The following is a 19724-nucleotide window of genomic DNA, read 5'->3' on the forward strand; positions in this document are numbered from 1 at the left end:
ACCCCGGAGCACTTGTTGCAAAACAAAAGCCGGCTACCTGTTAGCGGCGCCCACCTGTATGGTTGCCAGGCGATACTTTTTACCCAGGACAATATAGGTCTTATGACTGGCCCGCAATAAACTACCCACCACAAATACGCCGCCGGCCACACCCAGGCGTCCGAGATTCAGGGAACTGAACACCTGTTCGTTTCGTATGAGGCTGTTGACAATATTCAGGAACATAAAAGCACCGCTGCCCAATTGCAACAGTATACCATTGGTGAAAATGCCACTTCCGTATACGCGCTTAGGCATACCGTACACTTCATTCACGTGTAATTTCATCAGACCCAGTTTGGCCGTATCAATCGTGGGAAAACCAAAAGCATTGGGGACTGTACGGATATCGATCTGTTCCATAATGATGGAATCATTGCGGATGGTCCTGATGATACCCTGCAACCATTGTTTGCTACTGAACTGGAAGCTGATCAGGCTGCCTGGCACCCAGGTTTGTATGGTCTGGTTCTTTTGTTTCAATACCAGCAGATCGCTTTGCGCATAACTACCCGTAAGACTCCATACAATAAGTGCAGCAGTTAACAGTGGTTTCACTGGTCGAAGGTAACAGATAGCGGGGAATGAGGCGCAAAAGAACTGTTAATGGTGAATGGTCAGTGTGGAGTTCTTATTAGCCGGAATGGTCACAAATATCTATATTCACCATTGACGATTCACTATACTGGTCTTTAATAGAGAAAATTGGCGTCTCTGCCCTCAGTCACTACCTACTGACTACTCACCACTCACGACTGCCCACTCACCTCTTATTTAATCTGGTCTCCGTAGCTCATGATACCCCAGGCCAGGGCTATGCCGAAACCGATCAAAATCAATCCTGAAATACGGTTGATATTAACAAGGTTGTGTTTGGTAAGTTTGGAACGTAACCTGGATGCAAGGGCTACTTTGACAATATCGGTGAGTAATACAAACAGCAAACAGGTACCAAATACAATGGCCCTGTATTGAAGCGGATTGGGGGCCGTTTGCGAATCGGCCAGGATCGCTGCTGTCCATGCAAACCAGAAAAGAAAAACAGCGGGATTAAGTACATTGATAAAGAAGCCGGACAGGAAGATCGCGAGGTAATCACGCTTGCGGAATTTTTTGACAATGATATTATTATCCTCGTCCGTTTTTACTTTTTTAAAGAACAACGTATACACACCCAGTGCTACCAGAAAAATACTACCAGCTACAGCGATCACTGTTTTATGGGTAAGTGCCTGCTGAAAAAGAGAGGTGAAAAAATTACAGATCAATACCAGTGCAATATCACTTACCGAAATGCCGGCCACAAATACATACCCCGCTTTATGCCCGTTATTAATACTTTGTTTAAGAATGGCAAATATGACCGGCCCTACCGAAATGGCCAGAAAAATACCCAATACCAGTCCTTTAATCAATGGCGCTATTATCACTGTTCGCGGTTCGAATGTTACCCGAAAGTAAGTGGTAAATTCTAAATTTTACATTTGTGTGGTTGCCTTTCATCAAATTGGTGTACTTCATTTAACAATCCGTACACGGATGATCTGGTCCAGAAAAGGGAAGCGCTCCTGGAAATAAACATTACCATACTTATATAAAGAATCCTGGATCAGTGCCGGCTTTCTTCCATAACCACTGTAGAATTTTTTTATATGATTCATTCCCCGGATCACTTTGGCAATAGGTGTGTACCCTTTTATGCCACCCCGTAGAACCGTATCCAGTTTTGTATTATCAGAAAGATTGATAAATATCTGCGTAGCCCGTTCTTTAGGGCCGCCTCTTGCAAAAGCAATGGTTCCTGCCAGGTTTTTTTGCAGCATGGGTTCATCGGGTAATTTCTTCGGGTCCCAGAAACGATTGTCGCTGTAGCTGGCACCAATTCCGAACTGTACCACAAAACCAGGTTCCATCCTGAAGAGTAATGCCTTGTCATAAAAACCGGTACTGATGAGCTGGTACAACCTGTCTACACCCAGTGGTGACCATTTCCGATATGCTTCTATTTCAAAATCGCCTTTTGTGGTAGTGAACACAGCGCGGAAGGTTTCGGGGGCTCTTTGTTTCAGGATGGAAATATCCGGTTTTTGCGCTGCCATGCTGCAGGCAAAACCGACAAATAACAGAAATATCCCCCAACGCTTTACCATGGTTGCAGGTTTATTTAGAATGGTTCTGCGAAGCAAGAAAGGCCTGCCAATCGTCCAGCATTCCCCCTTTCAGAACCCGCGGAAATTTGTGTTGACCGCCAACTTTGCCTTTGAGCTGCATGAAATCCATGAACTGTTTTTCGCTAAGCACCTCCAGTTTTATCTCTTTCAATGCGCTTTTTCTTTCAACAGCATAATCATCATTCAGCTCTTTCAGCTGGTTATCTATCTTGTTGGCTAACAGAGTGGCATCTACGGTATCATTACAGGCCACATACCAGTGGTGCGCAAAAAAGTTACCATGGGGTACGCCGGCAACCGTGAATTCGGGTATGCAGATATTCAATTCTTCACTTGCCAGTTGAATTGCTTTGTTCATGTTCTCAACACTCAGGTGTTCCCCTACCAGGCTAAGAAAATGTTTGGTGCGGCCCGTGATCACGATCTCGCATCTTTCCTTATCCACAAACCGGATCGTATCGCCGATCAGGTAACGCCAGGTGCCGGCCGCAGTGCTGATGAGAAGGGCATAATCTTTTCCTTCTTCCACTTCATGTATCATGAGTGCTTCCGGGTTAGCAACCATTTCTCCGTCGGCATCAAAGTTCTTTTCATCAAAAGGAACGAATTCCATAAAAATATGCTCCCCGGTTACCAGCCGCATACCCTGGGCATGCTGCCGTTCCTGGTAAGCAATGAACCCTTCGCTGGCCAGGTAGGTTTCTATATAGGTAATGGGCTTGCCCAGCAATTTCTCAAAACCTTTTTTATACGGTTCAAAACTCACGCCCCCGTGCACAAAAAAGGCAAGGTTGGGCCACATTTCGTGGATATTGTTGAGCTGATAGCGCTGGATAATCATTTCCATACACATCTGTATCCAGGCTGGTACACCGATCACAAAACCAATATCCCATTGCGGCGCTTTCTCTACGATCTCTTCCAGTTTTTTATTCCAGTCTTTTTGTTTAGCGATCTCTTTCCCTGGTTTATAAAAAGGCTGGAACCAGAAAGGCGCTTTTTTAACGGTGATGCCACTAAGGTCACCGGCATAATAACCTGCTCCTTTCTGCAGGTCTGTACTGCCGCCCAGTGTAAGCCATCCTTTGCTGATAGAGCTGTAAGGGATGTCTTCATAGGTACGCAGGCTCAGCAGTTGTTTGATCATGACGATCTTGTTGCCGCGCAACAGGTCGTTGGTGATGGGAATGTATTTACTGGCCGACTCGCTGGTGCCGCTGCTGAGTGCATAATAACGGATCTTACCGGGCCAGCATACATCCGGTTTCCCTTCAAGGGTCTTATGCCACCATTCTTTATAGATCTTGTTATAATTGAAAGTGGGTACCAGTTCCTGGAATTTCTTTCCCGGATGTTTACTCAGCAGTATCTCATCAAACAGATATTGCTGGCCGAACTCGGTGAACCGGGCTTTTCGGAGCAGTTTCTTCAATACTTTGATCTGTTGCCTGCGAGGACTGTTCTGCGGCAAACGGAGTGCTTTTAAAATGGTATTGGGGAGCTTGATATCAAGTATAGCCATCGTTAGAAGCAGGGTTTAAGAAAGCACGAAGCTAACGCAAAAGCCGTAATTATGATACGATTTTGATCAGGGGTGGGCTTTTCAATTCCCCAATTGACGGTAATAACGGAACAGGATACGGATATCGCCCCACCAGTCATAATTCCTTGCATACAAACGATCAGCCTTCTGTTCAACCAATGGTGAAACACTACCCGGTATGCCTGTTGAAGCCAATACAGCAGGCCTTATGCATGGAAGCTGATCTGCAGCAGATGCATAGCCCACCCATGTTCTATAACCCAGTAACACCCGGAAAATATTTTTCAGGAAACCCGCAGGATGGATTTGCAGCAGCAGATGTACCGGAAGCGTTAAGAAAAATACAAAACTGAAGAACAGGTCAATCACCCTTTTCATTCTTTGCTGGTGAGGTTGTTGAATGGCATAGGAAAACTCCGGAATAATGATCCCGTTTCCGGGCGCCATTGCCTGGCTGCCCACCATTGATCGGCTTCCCGATACATGAAACAGGAAACGCAGTGGTTGTTTACGGCATGCCGTCAATACCGGCAACACTTGTTGCAGGGTAAGATCGCCCAAACAAAAGACAACTCTGCGAAAACGCAGTTTCTCCGCAAGCAGCGGCAGATCTGTTAAACAACCCATTGCATCTGTATCGCCCGGTTCCGGCGATATACGGCCAAGTAACTGCTGATCCAGCATTTCTTTTTCCAGCAAAAGATGCGCTTGGGTATACTCTCTTTCAGAAGCTACCAGCACGGTAAGTGCCTCTGAAACATCCGGTAACCATTCCGCACCGGGGTGGCGAAATAATTTCCTTGTCAACAAAACCAGCAGTGTTGCCAACAAACCACCCCACAACATGACACCTCTTGAAAACCGAACGGTCTCGGGTAATAATGAATACACAGACAGTAAAGACAATATGGCAAAAACAAGCGACGAGAACATTTGCGATATGCGTGTGCGCAGATCATACATACCCGCAAAAGCTGCAGCGCCCACAAAAAGCAACGAAAAAACAAGGAACGCATATTCCAGAACATCCACGCCAAAATCCCTCCCGTTACGGAACGCCTGTATCCAGAAAAGCCTTGTGAGCTGCAGGCTTAGCCAGACAAGCATGCCATCTGCCAGCGGCCATAACAATGGCCGCATCAGACGAGTAATGGCTGCCATAGCCGCACGTAAACCGATGGCCAGTTGCAGAAAAACAGCCAATGATTTTCCGGCGAGGGTCTGGTAATGTATCCTTACAAACACCAGCATGGCTTCATAAAAATATTTTACATGACGCAGGCTATTGTTACCGGAGCTTTCCCCTTTGAAATGAACAATGGTAACACCGGAAAAATACAGGTTCTGGTATCCGGCCTTACGGATACGGAAGCTGAGATCAATATCTTCCCCATATAAAAAATAACGTTCGTCAAAACCATGTAATTGCAGCAGCAGGTCATGCTTCACCAGCATACAAGCCCCTGCCAGCACATCAACACGGTGGTTGGCATGTTCATCAAGGTTACCCAGTGCATAACGGTTAAAGATGCCGGAGCGGGGAAACAGGGCAGCCAATCCGCTCAGTTTATATAGAGACACCAGTGGTGCGGGAAAAGCCCGTTTACTCTCCGGCAGAAAACAGCCATGTCCATCTATCATTCTTACGCCCAGCGCCCCGGCATCGGGCTGTTGTCTGATATACGCCAGGCAGTCCCGCAGCGCATGTTCGGGTAACAGGGTATCCGGATTCAGGAAAAGAACGTATTCCCCCCGGCATAATGACAAAACCTGGTTATTGGCCCTGGCAAAACCGGGGTTGTTGCTGTTCTCAATGAACCTGACCGTTGGGAACAAGGGTTTCAGGTAAGCCATACTATCATCAGAAGAGGCATTGTCCACCACAAAACATTCGGTTTCCAGCGTAGCAGAAGCCCTAAGCACGGTATGCAGGCATTGTTCCAGGAAATACCTGACATTATAATTCACTATGACAATGGAGACTTGCAAAAAAGCGGATTCGGACTACAAGATACTGGATTCCGGGTAGCAGCCGGATAAACAGACTTGCCATCCTTTTCTTACTTTTGCAGCATGATGTTAAAACACGCGTTGCTGAAAGCAACAGAAGCCGGCGCTGCACAACTGACCCGTTATTTTAATGGCGAATTCAAAATCAGTAATAAGGAAGGCATCAACAACCTCGTTACTGAGGCCGATCATGCGGCAGAGAAAGCCATTTTTGATGTGATCAGGAAAGAATACCCCGATCATTTCATCCTGAGTGAAGAGAGTGGTGAGATCGTAATGGATTCGGCCTACAAATGGATCATCGATCCGATCGACGGTACCGTGAATTTTGCCAATGGCATCCCCATCTGTTGTGTGAGTATCGGCGTGGAGCATAACGGACAGATGGTCATGGGTGCGGTATACAATCCCTTCCTGAAAGAACTCTATTTTGCGCAGCATGGTTTTGGCGCTACGCTGAATAACAAAAAGATCCATGTCAGCCACAAAACGGAAGTCATCAACAGCTGCCTCGTTACCGGATTCCCCTATACCTACCTTGATATGCCCAACGGCCCCATTGAAGTATTTTCGAAGCTGATACGCAGAGGTGTTCCTGTTCGCAGGCTGGGCAGTGCCGCTATGGATCTCTGCTGGGTGGCTGCCGGAAGATTTGATGGTTTTTACGAACACAGGCTACAGGCATGGGACAGCGCCGCAGGTTTTCTGATCGTTGAAGAAGCGGGTGGCAAAGTGACCGATTTCAATGGCGACTATTACTCGCCCTACCAACCGCATATCATCGCTACTAATGGAAAGATTCACGACGAATTACTTTCTATTGTGAATGGCGCTGTATTTTAAGCAGGTTATCATAGTAGTAAACGTTCACATTTCTCAATTCATCATTATATATGGAGCAAAGAACAGAGATCAGTGAGTTGGGAGAATTTGGTCTGATAGATCACCTGACCCGCAATTTTGAGATACACAACGCGTCCACCATACTGGGTGTGGGCGATGACGCCGCCGTGATCGACCATTTTGGCAAACAGACCGTGATCACCACCGATATGCTGGTGGAAGGCATTCATTTTGACCTGATGTACACCCCCCTCAAACACCTCGGCTACAAATCCATCATGGTGAACCTGAGTGATATCTATGCCATGAATGCCACACCCACACAGGTAACCATGAGCATTGCCATCAGCAACCGTTTCAGCCTGGAAGCGCTGGATGAGTTTTATGAGGGCGTATACCTGGCCTGCGAAAAACACGGGGTTGACCTGGTGGGAGGAGATACTTCTTCTTCCAATAAAGGTTTCATCATTTCCGTTACGGCCATCGGCGAAGTGGTGGCGGATAAACTGGTGAAAAGAAGTACTGCCAACAAGGGCGACCTGATCTGTGTGAGCGGCGACCTGGGTGGCGCTTTCCTGGGATTGACGCTGATGGAGCGCGAAAAAAAGATTTATCTTGAAAACCCGCAACTGCAACCCGACCTGGAGAACGAAAGTTATATCGTGGGCCGTTTACTGAAACCTGAAGCCCGAAAAGACATCATCAAGTTCCTGGAACAGAACGATATCATGCCCACATCCATGATGGATGTCAGCGATGGCATCAGCAGTGAAGTATTGCATCTCTGCAAACAGAGCAACCTGGGTTGCGTGGTGTACGAAGAAAAGATCCCCATCTCCGACGATAGCCGGAGAGCTGCTTATAAGTTCGGTCTGGACCCTACCGTATGCGCACTGAATGGAGGCGAAGATTATGAACTGATCTTCACCATGAAACAGGAAGACTACGAAAAGATCACCCTCAACGAAGAGATCAGCGTGATCGGTTACATGACAGACATTGAAACAGGTTGCAAACTGCACACCAAGGGTGGCAATACTTTCCCGATCACCGCTCAGGGCTGGAATGCTTTCCAGAAATAAACAGCACTAAGCAGTAACCAACGCCTGCACCTGTAATGCGTTATCCAGCATTACCAGGTTGGCTTCGTATCCCTTGGCGATCTTGCCCATCTGTTTGTCCCTTTTCATCACTTGTGCCGGATAGAGGCTCACCATGCGCAGGGCTTCGTCCGTTGCTATGCCAACTTTATTCACCAGGTTACGTACGGAGCTGGCCATGGTCAACGCAGAACCACTGAGGATACCGTTCGATTCGTATTTATCGCCGGCAAGTTGGTGCGGATATGGCCCTTCGCTGGTTTCTGTAACCGCATCTGTGATCACAAACAACCGTTCCTGCAGGATTTTTTTGGCAATGCGGATAGCAGCAAAGTCAACATGAAAACCATCCGGTACAATACTGGCCATTACTTTCGGGTGATCAAAAATAGCACCCACTATTCCCGGTGCCCGGTGCTGCAGGGGGCTCATGGCATTGTATAAATGTGTGGCAGCAGGGATTCCCTTGTTGAAGGCTGCTGTGGCTTCTTCATAAGTGGCATTGCTATGTCCGGCAGAGATCACCACACCATAGGAATGTACCAGGTCAATTACTTCCTGGCTGCATACTTCCGGCGCCAGGGTGATCATGGTGATCACGCCCTTGCCATATTCCAGCAGCTCACGTGCCTCATCCACCGATGGCGAGTGAATGAAAGATTCTATATGTGCCCCTTTACGTACAGGGTGTAGCCAGGGCCCTTCTACATGCAGGCCAATACAGCCTTTGCCGCCCTCTTTCCAATAAGCCCTTACCGCATCGATGCACGCAAAAAATACTTCTTTGCTGTTCGTTGCCACCGTTGCCTGAAAATGAGAGGCGCCTCCCTTGCTGCAGTAGTCGTACAGCTTGTGCAAAGAATCGGCTTCCGGGTATATTGCCAGCAATTTTCCATGTGCCCCATAAATCTGGATATCCATGAATGCCGGAGCGATGATATCGTATTGTTTCGCTGGCTTTTCGGCAGGTATTCCTGCAGCAGCGATATCAACGATTAACCCGTCAGCAACCGTCACCACCTGTTGCTGCAAAAATTCATTCCCGGTAAATAACTTCTCGGCATAATACTGTTCCATAATTTATTCTTCTTCGTTGGATATGATATTGAACTGGTCGGCATCTTTCCAGAAAGGGAATCTGTCCCGAACTTCTGTTAAGCCCGATTTCTCCAGAACAATAGTATAAATATCTTCTTGATCCTGTTTATGATACAGGGTAGTGCCCAATGCATCCAGCACCATGCTGTCGCCGCTGTGATTAATACCGTTACCATCTTCCCCCACACGATTCACACCCACTACAAAACACTGGTTCTCAATAGCGCGTGCAGTGAGCAGGGTTTTCCAGGCATGACTTCTGCGCTCGGGCCAGTTGGCCACATACAACAATACATCATATTCGGGAGCATTGTTCACCTGCTGCCTCGCCCAAACGGGGAAACGCAGGTCGTAACAAACCTGCAGGTTGATCTTCCAGCCTTTCACCTGGGCTATCAGTCGTTTATGGCCGGGCGTATACGCTTTGTCCTCACCTGCAAAAGCAAAACGGTGTCGTTTATCATAATAACCCAGCTGCCCATCCGGCAGCACCCAGAGCAAGCGGTTGTAATAATGCCCTTTTTCCTCAATGATCACGCTGCCGGTAAGTACAATCTTTTTGGTGGCAGCTATTCGTTTCATCCACTGAACGGTTTTGCCATCCATTTTTTCGGCCAGCTTATCCGGCTGCATACTGAACCCTGTGCTGAACATTTCCGGTAATACCACGATCTCGGTCCTTTCGCGGATACCCATGATCTTTTCTTCCAGCATGGAGAGATTGGCTTCCCTGTCTTCCCAATGCAGGTTGGTTTGTATGATGGTGAAACTAAGTGTAGGCATATTGGGTTATTATACCTGCAAGTTAATGGAAACGATAACTCAGCTGCACAGATCCGTATCGTTGGAGGTTAATTTGGGTGATGGCTTCCCTGGATTGTATCACCAGCGCAAGGTTGGCAGAAATTTTACCGCTGGCATAATACAGCCCAAATTGCTGCTGGAACATTACCCGTTTGGGGTCTGACAGCACGGCCCCACTTCCTTTACTGAACAGCCCCCCCTGCACGGTAACATTGTATCCCTGCAGTAACACCTGCGGATACCAATAGGCAAATAATTCATAGGCCCGCTCTGTGCGGGATTTTTTTTTCTGTATCCTGGCATTCCAGAGGGCGCTTTGCTGGTTTTTTTCAAAAACACCGACGCATAGGTAAGCGCCCAGTTTGGCATAGGTAAAATTGCTGCCCAGACTGGCTTCCGCTACGGGCACCCATTTAAACAGGCTGCTATCCTGAAATACCGTTCGGGCATAACGGACACCCAGGTCGGCACCCAATGAATTCTGCACCTGGTATTGCCATCCGGTAAACCGGGCATAACCCAGCATCTTATGATAACTGCTTTGCACATTTTCACCCAGCGAATAGGGGCCAACCTGACCAAGCGTGGCTCCATACTGTAAAATGGCATCTCCCACAGGGAAACGCGTCTGGGTATACTGCGCATAGAGATAACCACAATACGGCCTGTCAATATCCTGGGGACCGGTGGTCTTACGCAGCAGCGGCGTGTAGATCTTTTGCCCCAATTCATACGTGTGCATCACGCGTACCCCCTTTTTTTCACCGGCCGTACGAAGGGTGAAAGCAAAACCATTGGTATAATAAGCGTCTTTTTTCTGAAACAGGTAAGCATCATTCTCTGTGGTGAACGTAAATTCGCGGGTGTGGACAAGAGCTGTTTTCTGTTGAGCATGCACCAGCTGGACCATACAGCAAGCAGCCAGGTACAGGCATCCTTTTTTGATCTTGTTCAACATGCGACTCTGTATGTAGTTTAACTGCTCTTTTCTGTGCGTATCCCCGCCAGGGTCTTTTGTATCAGCGGGTGTTCGTAGCCTTTCTGTAACAGGTAAGCCGTTGTTTTGGCTTCCCGGTTGATGTATTGTTCGGCTTTCAGGCTGTTCCATTTGGCAAGGGCCAGTTTCTGTAAAACAGCCAGATAAGCGTCTTCCGCTATCTCTTTCAAGGCCCGCCTGATGTTCTGTTCACTCACTTTTTTCTGGCGCAGGGCGTAGATGATACGGGTACGGCCCCATTGTTTTTGTCGGAAATGCCCCCCGGCAAACAAGATCGCGAACCTTTCCTCGTTCAGGTACCCCTCTTCAATCAGCCTGGAGAGCAGTATCTCCACATCCTTCTTGAACAATCCGAAACTGAAGAGTTTTTCCCTTACCTCATAATGGCATCTTTCGCTGTAACCGCAGTAATGCCGGATCTTGGGATAGGCCATTTCTGGCGTCAGGCTCTTTTTCACATGTGCAACTTATTGTATAAAAACCTATATTTGAAAACTATTTCCGCCGATATCCGCCCTTACCCCCCATTCAAAGTAACATTTATTTGAAGAACCATGACCGACGTGAAACAGAAACATATCGTCTGCCTGATAGATGACGATAATATTTACCAGTATACTGCCAGGATCATCCTTGAATCTACCGGATTAGCCAAACATATTCACTCTTTTTACGACGGAAACGAAGCGCTTACCTATTTCCGTCAGCAACTTTCTGCCGACGCCGATACACTCCCCGATGTGATCTTTCTCGATATCAATATGCCCATCATGAATGGCTGGGAATTCCTGGAAGAATACGATAAGCTGGGAGCCGCTCTGCCCAAACCCATCGTAGTCTATGTAGTGAGCTCTTCGGTGAACAGCACCGACATGCAACGTTCCCGCTCTTACAAAACCGTTACCGACTACCTGGTAAAACCCGTTAACCGCAGCACCTACCAGGAGCTGATGGAAAACCTTGCCTGTTAACAAGTATCAGCCAATCCACAACTCATTCACATTCCGTTTTTTAACGGGGTTACCCGCGATTTCTAGTGCGGAATATTAACATTTTACATTAGGTTTGTTGCGAACTTAAATTGTGTAGAATGAAATTTATTGTTTCGTCGTCTTCGCTGTTAAAACACCTGCAACAAATCAGTGGGGTAATCAATGCCAATACGGTTTTGCCCATACTGGAAGACTTTTTATTTGAGATACAGGACAAAAAACTGAATGTAGTCGCTACCGACCTGGAAACCGTGATGCGGGTTCAGATGGATGTGGAAAGCAAAACCAATGGAAAGGTTTGTATCCCGGCCAAGATCCTGATGGATTCACTGAAGAACATTGCCGATCAGCCGCTAACTTTCAATATCGATAAAAACTTCGCCGTTGAGATCACCAGCGATAATGGTAAGTACAAGGTAATGGGCGAAAACCCGGACAATTTTCCGAAAGAACCCGCTGCCGATGATACTACCGGTTTTACCATGACCAGCAGCGCCCTGCTCACCGCTATCAACAAGACCCTGTTCGCCGTGAGCAGCGATGACCTGCGTCCCGCCATGACAGGTGTTTTCTTTGAACTGTCCAAAGATGCGGTCCAGTTCGTAGCCACCGATGCACACAGGCTGGTACGTTATAAGAGAACAGATACCAAAGCAACCAAAACAGATTCGTTCATCGTTCCCAAAAAACCGCTGAACCTGCTGAAGAATGCTTTACCCGATAACGATGATGAGCTTACCATCACTTACAACAGCAACCATCTGTTCGTTAACCATGGTTCTACACAGATGATCTGTCGCCTGATCGATGCCCGCTTCCCGGATTATAAAGTGGTGATCCCTGCAGACAATCCTTACCGCCTCATCGTGAACAAGGCCGATTTCCAGAATGCACTGCGCCGTGTGAACGTTTTCAGTAACAAGAGCACCAACCAGGTCGCCCTCAACATTACCGGAAGCGAATTACAGATGGCCGCACAGGATGTTGACTTCAGCTTTGAAGGTAATGAGCGCATGAACTGCCAGTATGATGGCGAAGACCTGCAGATCGCCTTCAATGCCAAATTCCTCATCGAAATGCTGAATGCAGCCGATACGGATGATGTACGCATGGAGCTGTCAACCCCAACCAAAGCCGGTCTCATCAAACCCACCGAACAGGCCGAGGGCGAAGACCTGCTGATGCTGGTGATGCCGCTGATGCTGAATAACTAAACAAAGCCTTTCAATATAATGAAGTAACTAAGCCTCCGGAAACGGGGGCTTTCTGTTGAACAGAGGAACAGATGAACAGACGAGCAAGGAATGATGAATGAATGCTTGTCCGTAGCACTCCGCGTCTTTGCGGGCCATTACCGGTGTTGGCTGTAAGTGATTTCTTAGTAAATTGACTCTCTAAACGATTGCACCATGGTAGAGAATATCATCAGCTATTTTGATCATATACCCAGCCTGCACCGGGCACTTATCCTGGCCGGGGGTATTACTTTCTTCTGGCTGATCGAGGGTGTGATACCCCTGTTCGGGTTCAGGTACCACAAATGGAAACATGCTTCCATCAATATCTTTTTCACCATCACCACCATCATCATCAACTTCGCCTGTGCACTGCTGATCGTGAAAGCCAGCGACTGGGTGGTGGCGCATCAGTTCGGATTATTATACCTCGTAAAAATGCCGCTCTGGTTATTCATGATCGCCGGCCTGCTGCTGCTCGATCTTGCCGGGGCCTATTTTGTACACCTGCTGGAACATAAGATCAAATGGATGTGGAAATTTCACATGGTGCACCATGCCGATACCCATGTGGATACCACTACCGCCAACCGCCACCATCCCGGTGAAAGTGTCTTGCGCGTGATCTTTACCATGCTGGGAGTAGTGGTGAGCGGCGCACCCATGTGGATGGTGATGATGTACCAGAGCCTGAGCGTGGTGTTTACACAGTTCAGTCATGCCAATATCCGTTTACCGCTCTGGCTCGACAATGCCCTGAGCTGGTTCCTTGTATCGCCCAATATGCACAAAGTACATCACCATTATATGCGTCCGCAGACAGACAGCAACTACGGGAATATCTTTTCCATCTGGGATCGCCTCTTCGGGACCTATAATGATACGCCCATTGATCAGATCCGTTATGGGCTGGATGTGCTGGACAATGCAAAAGACGAGAACCTGCCTTTTCAGTTACAGATCCCCTTCGACAAGACCGTAAAGACAGATTATTAAAATACTTTTGCACCCGTACCCTTCCAACCGCGCCTTTGTGCCTTTGTGCGAACAAGAACCGTTGCACCTGACAACACAAACGCGGCTCAAATACGTCGTTTATGAAAATCTGTGCCTTTATTCCCGCCCGTTATGCCGCCACCAGGTTTCCGGCCAAACTGATGCAACAGCTCGGTAACAAAACAGTGATCCGCCATACCTATGATAATACGCTTGCCACCGGTCTTTTCGATGAGGTCTATGTGGTTACGGACAGCGACATCATTTTCAACGAGATCACCTCGCATGGCGGTAAGGCCGTCATGAGCAAAAAGAACCATGAAAGCGGCAGCGACCGCATTGCAGAAGCTGTTGCAGACCTGGCAGTTGATATTGTTGTGAACGTGCAGGGCGATGAACCCTTTGTAAAACGCGAACCCCTTGAACAACTGCTGCGTGTATTCGAAGGCGAGCCCGGTAAAACGGTACAGGTGGCATCGCTGATGCAGGTAATGACAGACCAGCGCCAGATCGAGGATCCGAATTACGTAAAAGTGGCGGTAGACAAACACATGAACTCGCTCATGTTCTCGCGCAGCGTGATCCCTTACCCGCGCAGTGTTGAGGCCAGCACCGTTTATTATGAACATATCGGCGTATATGCTTTCCGCAAACAGGCGCTGCTCAATTTCACCAACTGGGAAATGACCCCGCTGGAAGCCGCAGAAAAGATCGAATGCCTCCGCTACCTGGAGAACGGCATCCTGCTGAAAATGGTCGTGACCGGTTATATGGGTATTGAAATAGACACTCCCGAAGATCTCGCACGCGCCGCCAAACTGGTGGGGAATATTGAATCATGAACAAGGAACCCTGACTATCGATCGAATTGATCCCTCAGCGTTCAACATTCCTTGTTATAATTCAATATTCCCATTTCCTCGTATCTTCCTGTACCAAAATCGATTGCTATGAACAAAAGCAAACTGGTACAGTGGTCAATAGTAGTGGCACTGGCAGGTTTCATTTTCGGTTTCGATACCGTTGTTATTTCCGGCGCTAACCAGCCCATTAAAGAACTCTGGCATACCACGCCTTTGTTTCATGGCTTCTTTATTATGTCGATGGCATTATGGGGTACCGTACTGGGCGCCATCTTTGGTGGCGTGCCCACTGAGTTGTTCGGCAGAAAAGCGGTATTGCTCTGGGTAGGTATCCTGTTCGCAGTCTCAGCGGTGGGCTCTGCACTGGCAACAGGACCGTACATGTTCTCTTTCTTCCGTTTTCTGGGTGGCGTAGGTATCGGTGTCTCTTCGGTAGTAGCCCCTATTTATATTTCAGAGATCTCTACTCCTGTAACCCGCGGCAGGCTCGGTGCGCTGTACCAGTTCAATATCGTATTCGGTATACTGGTGGCTTTTCTCTCGAATTATTTCCTGCAGGGTGTTGGCGGCGGGAACGACTGGCGCTGGATGCTGGGTGTACTGGCATTCCCCGCAACCATCTATACCTTACTTGTACTGGGCGTTTCGGAAAGTCCCCGCTGGCTCATTACCAAAAAGAATGACCTGGCCAGGGCCCGTGAGATCATGCTGCAGATCGGTGTAACCGATGTAGCTGCTGAAACCGAATCCATCCTCCGCAGTAACGAACACGACAGTAAGGGACAAACCGTGTCTTTCCTTAACCGCAAACACAGGAGGATCATTTACCTGGCGTTCATGATCGCATTTTTCAACCAACTCTCAGGTATCAATTTCATTCTTTACTACGCCCCGGAGATCCTGGAGAAAGCCGGGCTGGCAGCAAAAGAATCCCTTTTCAACTCCATCGCCATCGGTGGCGTGAACCTCGTGTTCACGTTTGTAGGACTGTACCTGATAGACCGATTGGGCAGAAAAACCCTACTGGTAATTGGTTCATTGGGATATATCCTTAGTCTTGCCATGGTGTCCTGGGCTTTTTACAGCCATGCCGGACCTGTTTTCCTGATGAGTTTCCTGCTGCTATTCATTGCGGCGCATGCCATTGGACAGGGTGCGGTGATCTGGGTGTTTATTTCAGAGATATTTCCCAACAAGATCCGGAGTGCAGGACAATCCTTCGGTGCCAGCGTGCATTGGGTCTTTGCGGCACTGATCACCCTGGTAACCCCTGTATTTCTGGATAGCGACAATGGCATCTTCAAAGACAATCCCTGGCCCATCTTCGCATTCTTTGCCGCTATGATGGTGCTGCAGCTGGTTTGGGTATTCAGCAGCGTACCTGAGACCAAGGGCGTTTCGTTGGAAGAGCTCGAGAAAAAGCTGAGTGCCTGAGGCCTGGCCGGTTCAGGGTATTATTTTTCAGGCTGGAAGCCGGGGGATAGGCGTCACTCGGGAAAATTTACAGGTGTTTACCTGCCCGCCAGTTTGCTTCGGGAAATTATTAACGGATTCATGCGTAACTTGCATAAGAAGCTTTCTTCTGTTTGAAGATCGCACGTAAGCACACAACCGTGTTTCTGTTCAGAGGCCCTATCCATGAAAAAAACAGGCACCATCCGCTTATTGATACCCGACAGAAAGATCCGCTGGTTAATCGTTTTCTCGCTGGTGGCTTTTTCCCTGTTCCTGTTTGTAATGGCGCAACAGAGAAAGAAACAGGAGTTAACCCGGTTACTGGTAGACCGAACCAATGTACTGATCAAAGAAATCGATACCATCGGCCTGGTATTCTCCGAAGCCGAAGTAAGCGCGCGGAGTTATCTTGTCAGCCGCGAACCAAAGTGGGAAGAGCAGACCTATCGTTTACATACACTGATCAATAGTTCTGTACAGACACTGAAAAAATTAACACAGGAAGAATCCTGGCTATTGGAGCATACAAGCAAACTGGAAACCCTTTGCCTGCAAAAAGAAACGTTCCAGGTACGTTTAATGAAAGCCCCAAACACCGGCAGTGCTATCAATGAAATGATTGATGGCGAAGGTCCCGCGATCAGTCATTCCGTAAAAAAACTACTACAACAGATCCGCGATATAGAAGCAAAGAGTTTGCTGCAGCGGATGGCATCTAACCAGAACAGCTTCAAAAAAATCGGTTATATCGCATTTGCCGGTGGTGTTTTTTCTTTCCTGCTGGTATTGGGTGTCCTGCTACGGATGAACATGGACATGCGTCTTCGTAAAAAAGCAGAAGATGAACTCATAACCAGCGAAGAGCAGTATAAAAAACTGATAGAAAACGCAGGCTCGGTCATGTATACCATCAATAAGAACGGGCTGATCAGTTTTGTCAACAACAAAGTGCTGGCCCTTACAGGATACCCGCCGGAAGCACTCATTGGTAAACCCTATTATACGTTGATTGACGAAAGCTGTTTAGAAGAGGTAAAGAATTTTTACGCAACCCAGCTCACGCAAAAGATACCGGCTACCTACCTCGAATTCAAGATCCTCAGCCGGAACGGTGAGCTGAAGTGGATAGAACAATCGGCGCAATTGCTGGAAGATGACGGCGAAATAGAGGGGTTGCAGTGCATGGCAAAAGACATCACAGAAAAGAAACTGGTGGAGCAGGAGCTGGATATGTCGGAAGCCAAACGCAAAGAGAACGAATACCGCCTCAATGCCATTCTCGATAATGCCAATGCCATCATCTTCATCAAGGATCTCGAAGGAAAATACCTGATGGTGAATAAGCGCTTCAAAGAAGTGTTTGGCGTTACCGATGAAATGGTCATTAACCGGAATGACTACGACTTCAACGTAAAGGCACTGGCCGACCACTACAAGAAAGGAGATGATGAGGTAATCGCCAGCAAAAAGTCCATTCAGCTGGAAGAGGTACTTGATACGCCCGAAGGCAAACGGAATTTCCTGCTCATTAAATTTCCGTTGTTCAATGATTGCCATGAAATGTTCGGCATCAGCGGTATCGCCACCGATATCACAGATACGGTGGAGAGCCGGCAAAAACTGATGCAGGCCGTAGAAAAAGCAGAAACGGCGCAACAGATACAGGAACAGTTCCTGGCTAACATGAGCCACGAGATACGTACACCCATGAACGGTATACAGGGAATGACCCGTTTATTGCTGGAAACCCCCTTAACGGAAGAGCAGGAACGTTTCACCAATATCATCAGTCGCTCCGTTAACAACCTGGTGGTCATTGTAAACAATGTGCTCGATTATTCCAACCTCAGCACCGGTAAACTCACGCTCGACAGTTTTGCGTTTGACCTGTCAAAAACACTGGAAGAGCTCACCAGGCATTTTGAGTATGCCATTAAAAACAAAAAGCTGCAATTCACATTGAACATACAGAAGGGGGTGCCTGCTTTTATAAAAGGTGACGCTTTCCGCCTGAAACAGATCCTGACCAACCTCATCGATAACGCCATCAAATTCACCACGGAAGGCTCCATCACGCTGACGGTATCCTTACAGCAACAGACCGAACAACAATGCAGTCTTTCCTTTGCCTTACGCGATACGGGTATCGGTATTCAAAAAGACAAACTGGACACGATCTTCAAGAGTTTTGCGCAGGCCGGCAAAAAGATCGCCAGTGGTTATGGCGGCGCGGGACTGGGTTTAACCATCAGCAAAGGGTTAATAGAATTGCAGGGTGGCTCCATTACAGTGAACAGCGAACCAGATGATGGCTCCGAGTTCGTGGTGGTGATCCCCTTTGGGAAAACGAACAGCAATGATGTGGTGACGGGACAAACAGATTTTGCAGCAAGACTGGCGGGCAGGAAGATACTGGTGGTAGAAGACAATATCGTCAACCAGAAACTGATAGATTTTGTATTACGGAAAATGCAGATCAGGGCAGATATCGCCAATAATGGTAAAGAAGCCATCGCACTCTGTGAACAGAATCCGGCATACGACCTCATCATCATGGACCTGCAGATGCCTATTATGGATGGTTATGAGACCACGGTATACTTACGGGAGAAAATGCACCTGCAAACACCTATCATCGCTATGACTGCCACCGCCTTAAAAGAGGACCAGGAAAAAAGCGCTGAGGTGGGCATGAATGATTTCATGGTAAAACCCTTCGACTTCAACGATCTCTATGCGCGTATGATCCGCCTGCTGTTCCATGTATCGGTTCAGCCCGAACTGGTATCTATAGAACCTGAAAAAACGGAAAAAATGTACGACCTGGCTTTACTGGAAGAGCTGGAAGACCCGAATTATGTACTGGAAGTACTGACCTATTTCCTGCAGTATTCCCCGCTCGACATCAAAGAACTGAATGTGCTGGTATTAGAGAACAACCGCGAATCACTGGCTAAAAAAGCACATAAACTTAAGGGTGCGGCAGGAATGTTAAAAGCGGAAAAAATCAGGGTACTGCTGGCTGACATAGAACAGGGAGCCAAAAATGACACTCCAATGGAAAAGTTGGCACAAGAGGTAAACGAAGTGCTGAAGTTATTTGCAGCATTAGAACAACAACTGCAGGAGGAAGTGAGCAGGATCCAAAAAGAGCTGGCAGCAGGCGCCTAAAATGAATTAATTTTGTAAAAACCCGATGGAATAACTATGAAAATACTGGTCGCAGAAGACGAAGCCATGTTGCGGAAGACCATTGAGATGAAACTCAAAAAAGAGGGATATGAGGTTGTTGTCACCAATGATGGTCGTGAGGCGATAGAACAACTGGAGCAGGCCAATCCGGATGTGATCGTTACTGATATCATGATGCCGTATGCATCAGGACTGGAAGTGATCAATTTTGTGCGGCAGAAACTGAACCGCAAAACACCCATCATCATCCTCTCAGCCATGGAGCAGGAAAAAGTGGTGATGGAAGCATTTGAACTGGGTGCGGATGACTATATCACCAAACCATTCAGTTTAAATGAATTGGCAGTACGTGTCAAACGCCTCATTATACGCGCCAAAAGCTGATG

18 protein-coding genes are annotated in these 19724 nt (G+C 47.7%); 9 read left to right on the forward strand and 9 right to left on the reverse strand.

Annotation, left to right across the window (positions count from 1 at the left end; genetic code table 11):
* Positions 1-33: 33 nt before the first annotated feature.
* From ACH3Y6_RS02230 to ACH3Y6_RS02250, 5 genes are all read right to left on the reverse strand, one after another.
* The gene (locus tag ACH3Y6_RS02230) at positions 34-597 is read right to left on the reverse strand and encodes a hypothetical protein (protein ID WP_490833938.1); all 564 of its coding nucleotides are present in this window, start codon (positions 595-597) and stop codon (positions 34-36) included.
* A 212-nt stretch (positions 598-809) separates the two neighbouring features.
* The gene (locus ACH3Y6_RS02235; RefSeq protein WP_490833939.1) at positions 810-1454 is read right to left on the reverse strand and encodes a LysE family translocator; all 645 of its coding nucleotides are present in this window, start codon (positions 1452-1454) and stop codon (positions 810-812) included.
* Positions 1455-1556: 102 nt separating this feature from the next.
* Entirely contained in the window at positions 1557-2189 is a 633-nt protein-coding gene (locus ACH3Y6_RS02240; RefSeq protein WP_490833940.1) for a peptidylprolyl isomerase, read from the reverse strand.
* A gap of 10 nt (positions 2190-2199) precedes the next feature.
* The gene (locus ACH3Y6_RS02245; RefSeq protein ID WP_490833941.1) at positions 2200-3732 is read right to left on the reverse strand and encodes a GH3 family acyl-acid amido synthetase; all 1533 of its coding nucleotides are present in this window, start codon (positions 3730-3732) and stop codon (positions 2200-2202) included.
* A gap of 81 nt (positions 3733-3813) precedes the next feature.
* Entirely contained in the window at positions 3814-5742 is a 1929-nt protein-coding gene (locus ACH3Y6_RS02250) for a glycosyltransferase family 2 protein (protein ID WP_490833942.1), read from the reverse strand.
* Positions 5743-5826: 84 nt separating this feature from the next.
* Here ACH3Y6_RS02250 and ACH3Y6_RS02255 point away from each other — a divergent pair, with 84 nt between their 5' ends.
* On the forward strand, positions 5827-6606 hold the full coding sequence (locus ACH3Y6_RS02255) for an inositol monophosphatase family protein (RefSeq protein ID WP_490833943.1): 780 nt from the start codon (positions 5827-5829) through the stop codon (positions 6604-6606).
* A 50-nt stretch (positions 6607-6656) separates the two neighbouring features.
* Positions 6657-7688 carry a thiamine-phosphate kinase gene (thiL, locus tag ACH3Y6_RS02260; RefSeq protein ID WP_490833944.1) on the forward strand — a complete coding sequence of 344 codons (1032 nt, stop codon included), beginning with the start codon at positions 6657-6659 and terminating at the stop codon, positions 7686-7688.
* A gap of 6 nt (positions 7689-7694) precedes the next feature.
* Here the strand turns inward: thiL and nagA are convergent, their stop codons facing one another.
* From nagA to ACH3Y6_RS02280, 4 genes are read right to left on the reverse strand one after another with little or no spacing between them, the layout of a single operon-like run.
* Entirely contained in the window at positions 7695-8783 is a 1089-nt protein-coding gene (nagA, locus tag ACH3Y6_RS02265) for an N-acetylglucosamine-6-phosphate deacetylase (RefSeq protein WP_490833945.1), read from the reverse strand.
* Positions 8784-8786: 3 nt separating this feature from the next.
* Positions 8787-9587, reverse strand: a complete 801-nt coding sequence (locus tag ACH3Y6_RS02270; protein ID WP_490833946.1) for an amidohydrolase — start codon at positions 9585-9587, stop codon at positions 8787-8789.
* Between the two features lie 22 nt (positions 9588-9609).
* On the reverse strand, positions 9610-10566 hold the full coding sequence (locus tag ACH3Y6_RS02275; protein WP_490833947.1) for a lipid A-modifier LpxR family protein: 957 nt from the start codon (positions 10564-10566) through the stop codon (positions 9610-9612).
* Between the two features lie 17 nt (positions 10567-10583).
* Positions 10584-11063: a regulatory protein RecX gene (locus ACH3Y6_RS02280; RefSeq protein ID WP_490833948.1), complete on the reverse strand. Its 480-nt coding sequence runs from the start codon at positions 11061-11063 to the stop codon at positions 10584-10586.
* Between the two features lie 96 nt (positions 11064-11159).
* Between ACH3Y6_RS02280 and ACH3Y6_RS02285 the strand changes: the two genes are divergently transcribed.
* The 7 genes from ACH3Y6_RS02285 to ACH3Y6_RS02315 all read left to right on the forward strand — a co-directional run bounded on the left by ACH3Y6_RS02285 (position 11160) and on the right by ACH3Y6_RS02315 (position 19722).
* Positions 11160-11576 (forward strand): response regulator, encoded by a 417-nt coding sequence (locus ACH3Y6_RS02285; RefSeq protein WP_490833949.1) that lies wholly within the window; start codon positions 11160-11162, stop codon positions 11574-11576.
* A 119-nt stretch (positions 11577-11695) separates the two neighbouring features.
* Positions 11696-12811 (forward strand): DNA polymerase III subunit beta, encoded by a 1116-nt coding sequence (gene dnaN / locus ACH3Y6_RS02290; RefSeq protein ID WP_490833950.1) that lies wholly within the window; start codon positions 11696-11698, stop codon positions 12809-12811.
* 195 nt (positions 12812-13006) lie between these two features.
* Entirely contained in the window at positions 13007-13828 is an 822-nt protein-coding gene (locus ACH3Y6_RS02295; RefSeq protein ID WP_490833951.1) for a sterol desaturase family protein, read from the forward strand.
* Positions 13829-13929: 101 nt separating this feature from the next.
* Positions 13930-14670, forward strand: coding sequence for a 3-deoxy-manno-octulosonate cytidylyltransferase (gene kdsB / locus ACH3Y6_RS02300; RefSeq protein ID WP_490833952.1), 741 nt, complete (start codon positions 13930-13932; stop codon positions 14668-14670).
* Between the two features lie 108 nt (positions 14671-14778).
* Entirely contained in the window at positions 14779-16125 is a 1347-nt protein-coding gene (locus tag ACH3Y6_RS02305; RefSeq protein ID WP_490833953.1) for a sugar porter family MFS transporter, read from the forward strand.
* Between the two features lie 204 nt (positions 16126-16329).
* Entirely contained in the window at positions 16330-19317 is a 2988-nt protein-coding gene (locus ACH3Y6_RS02310; RefSeq protein ID WP_490833954.1) for a PAS domain S-box protein, read from the forward strand.
* A gap of 36 nt (positions 19318-19353) precedes the next feature.
* Positions 19354-19722: a response regulator transcription factor gene (locus tag ACH3Y6_RS02315; RefSeq protein WP_490833955.1), complete on the forward strand. Its 369-nt coding sequence runs from the start codon at positions 19354-19356 to the stop codon at positions 19720-19722.
* The last annotated feature ends 2 nt before the right edge of the window (positions 19723-19724 follow it).

This window comes from Sediminibacterium sp. FW305-C-269 (assembly GCF_058231045.1).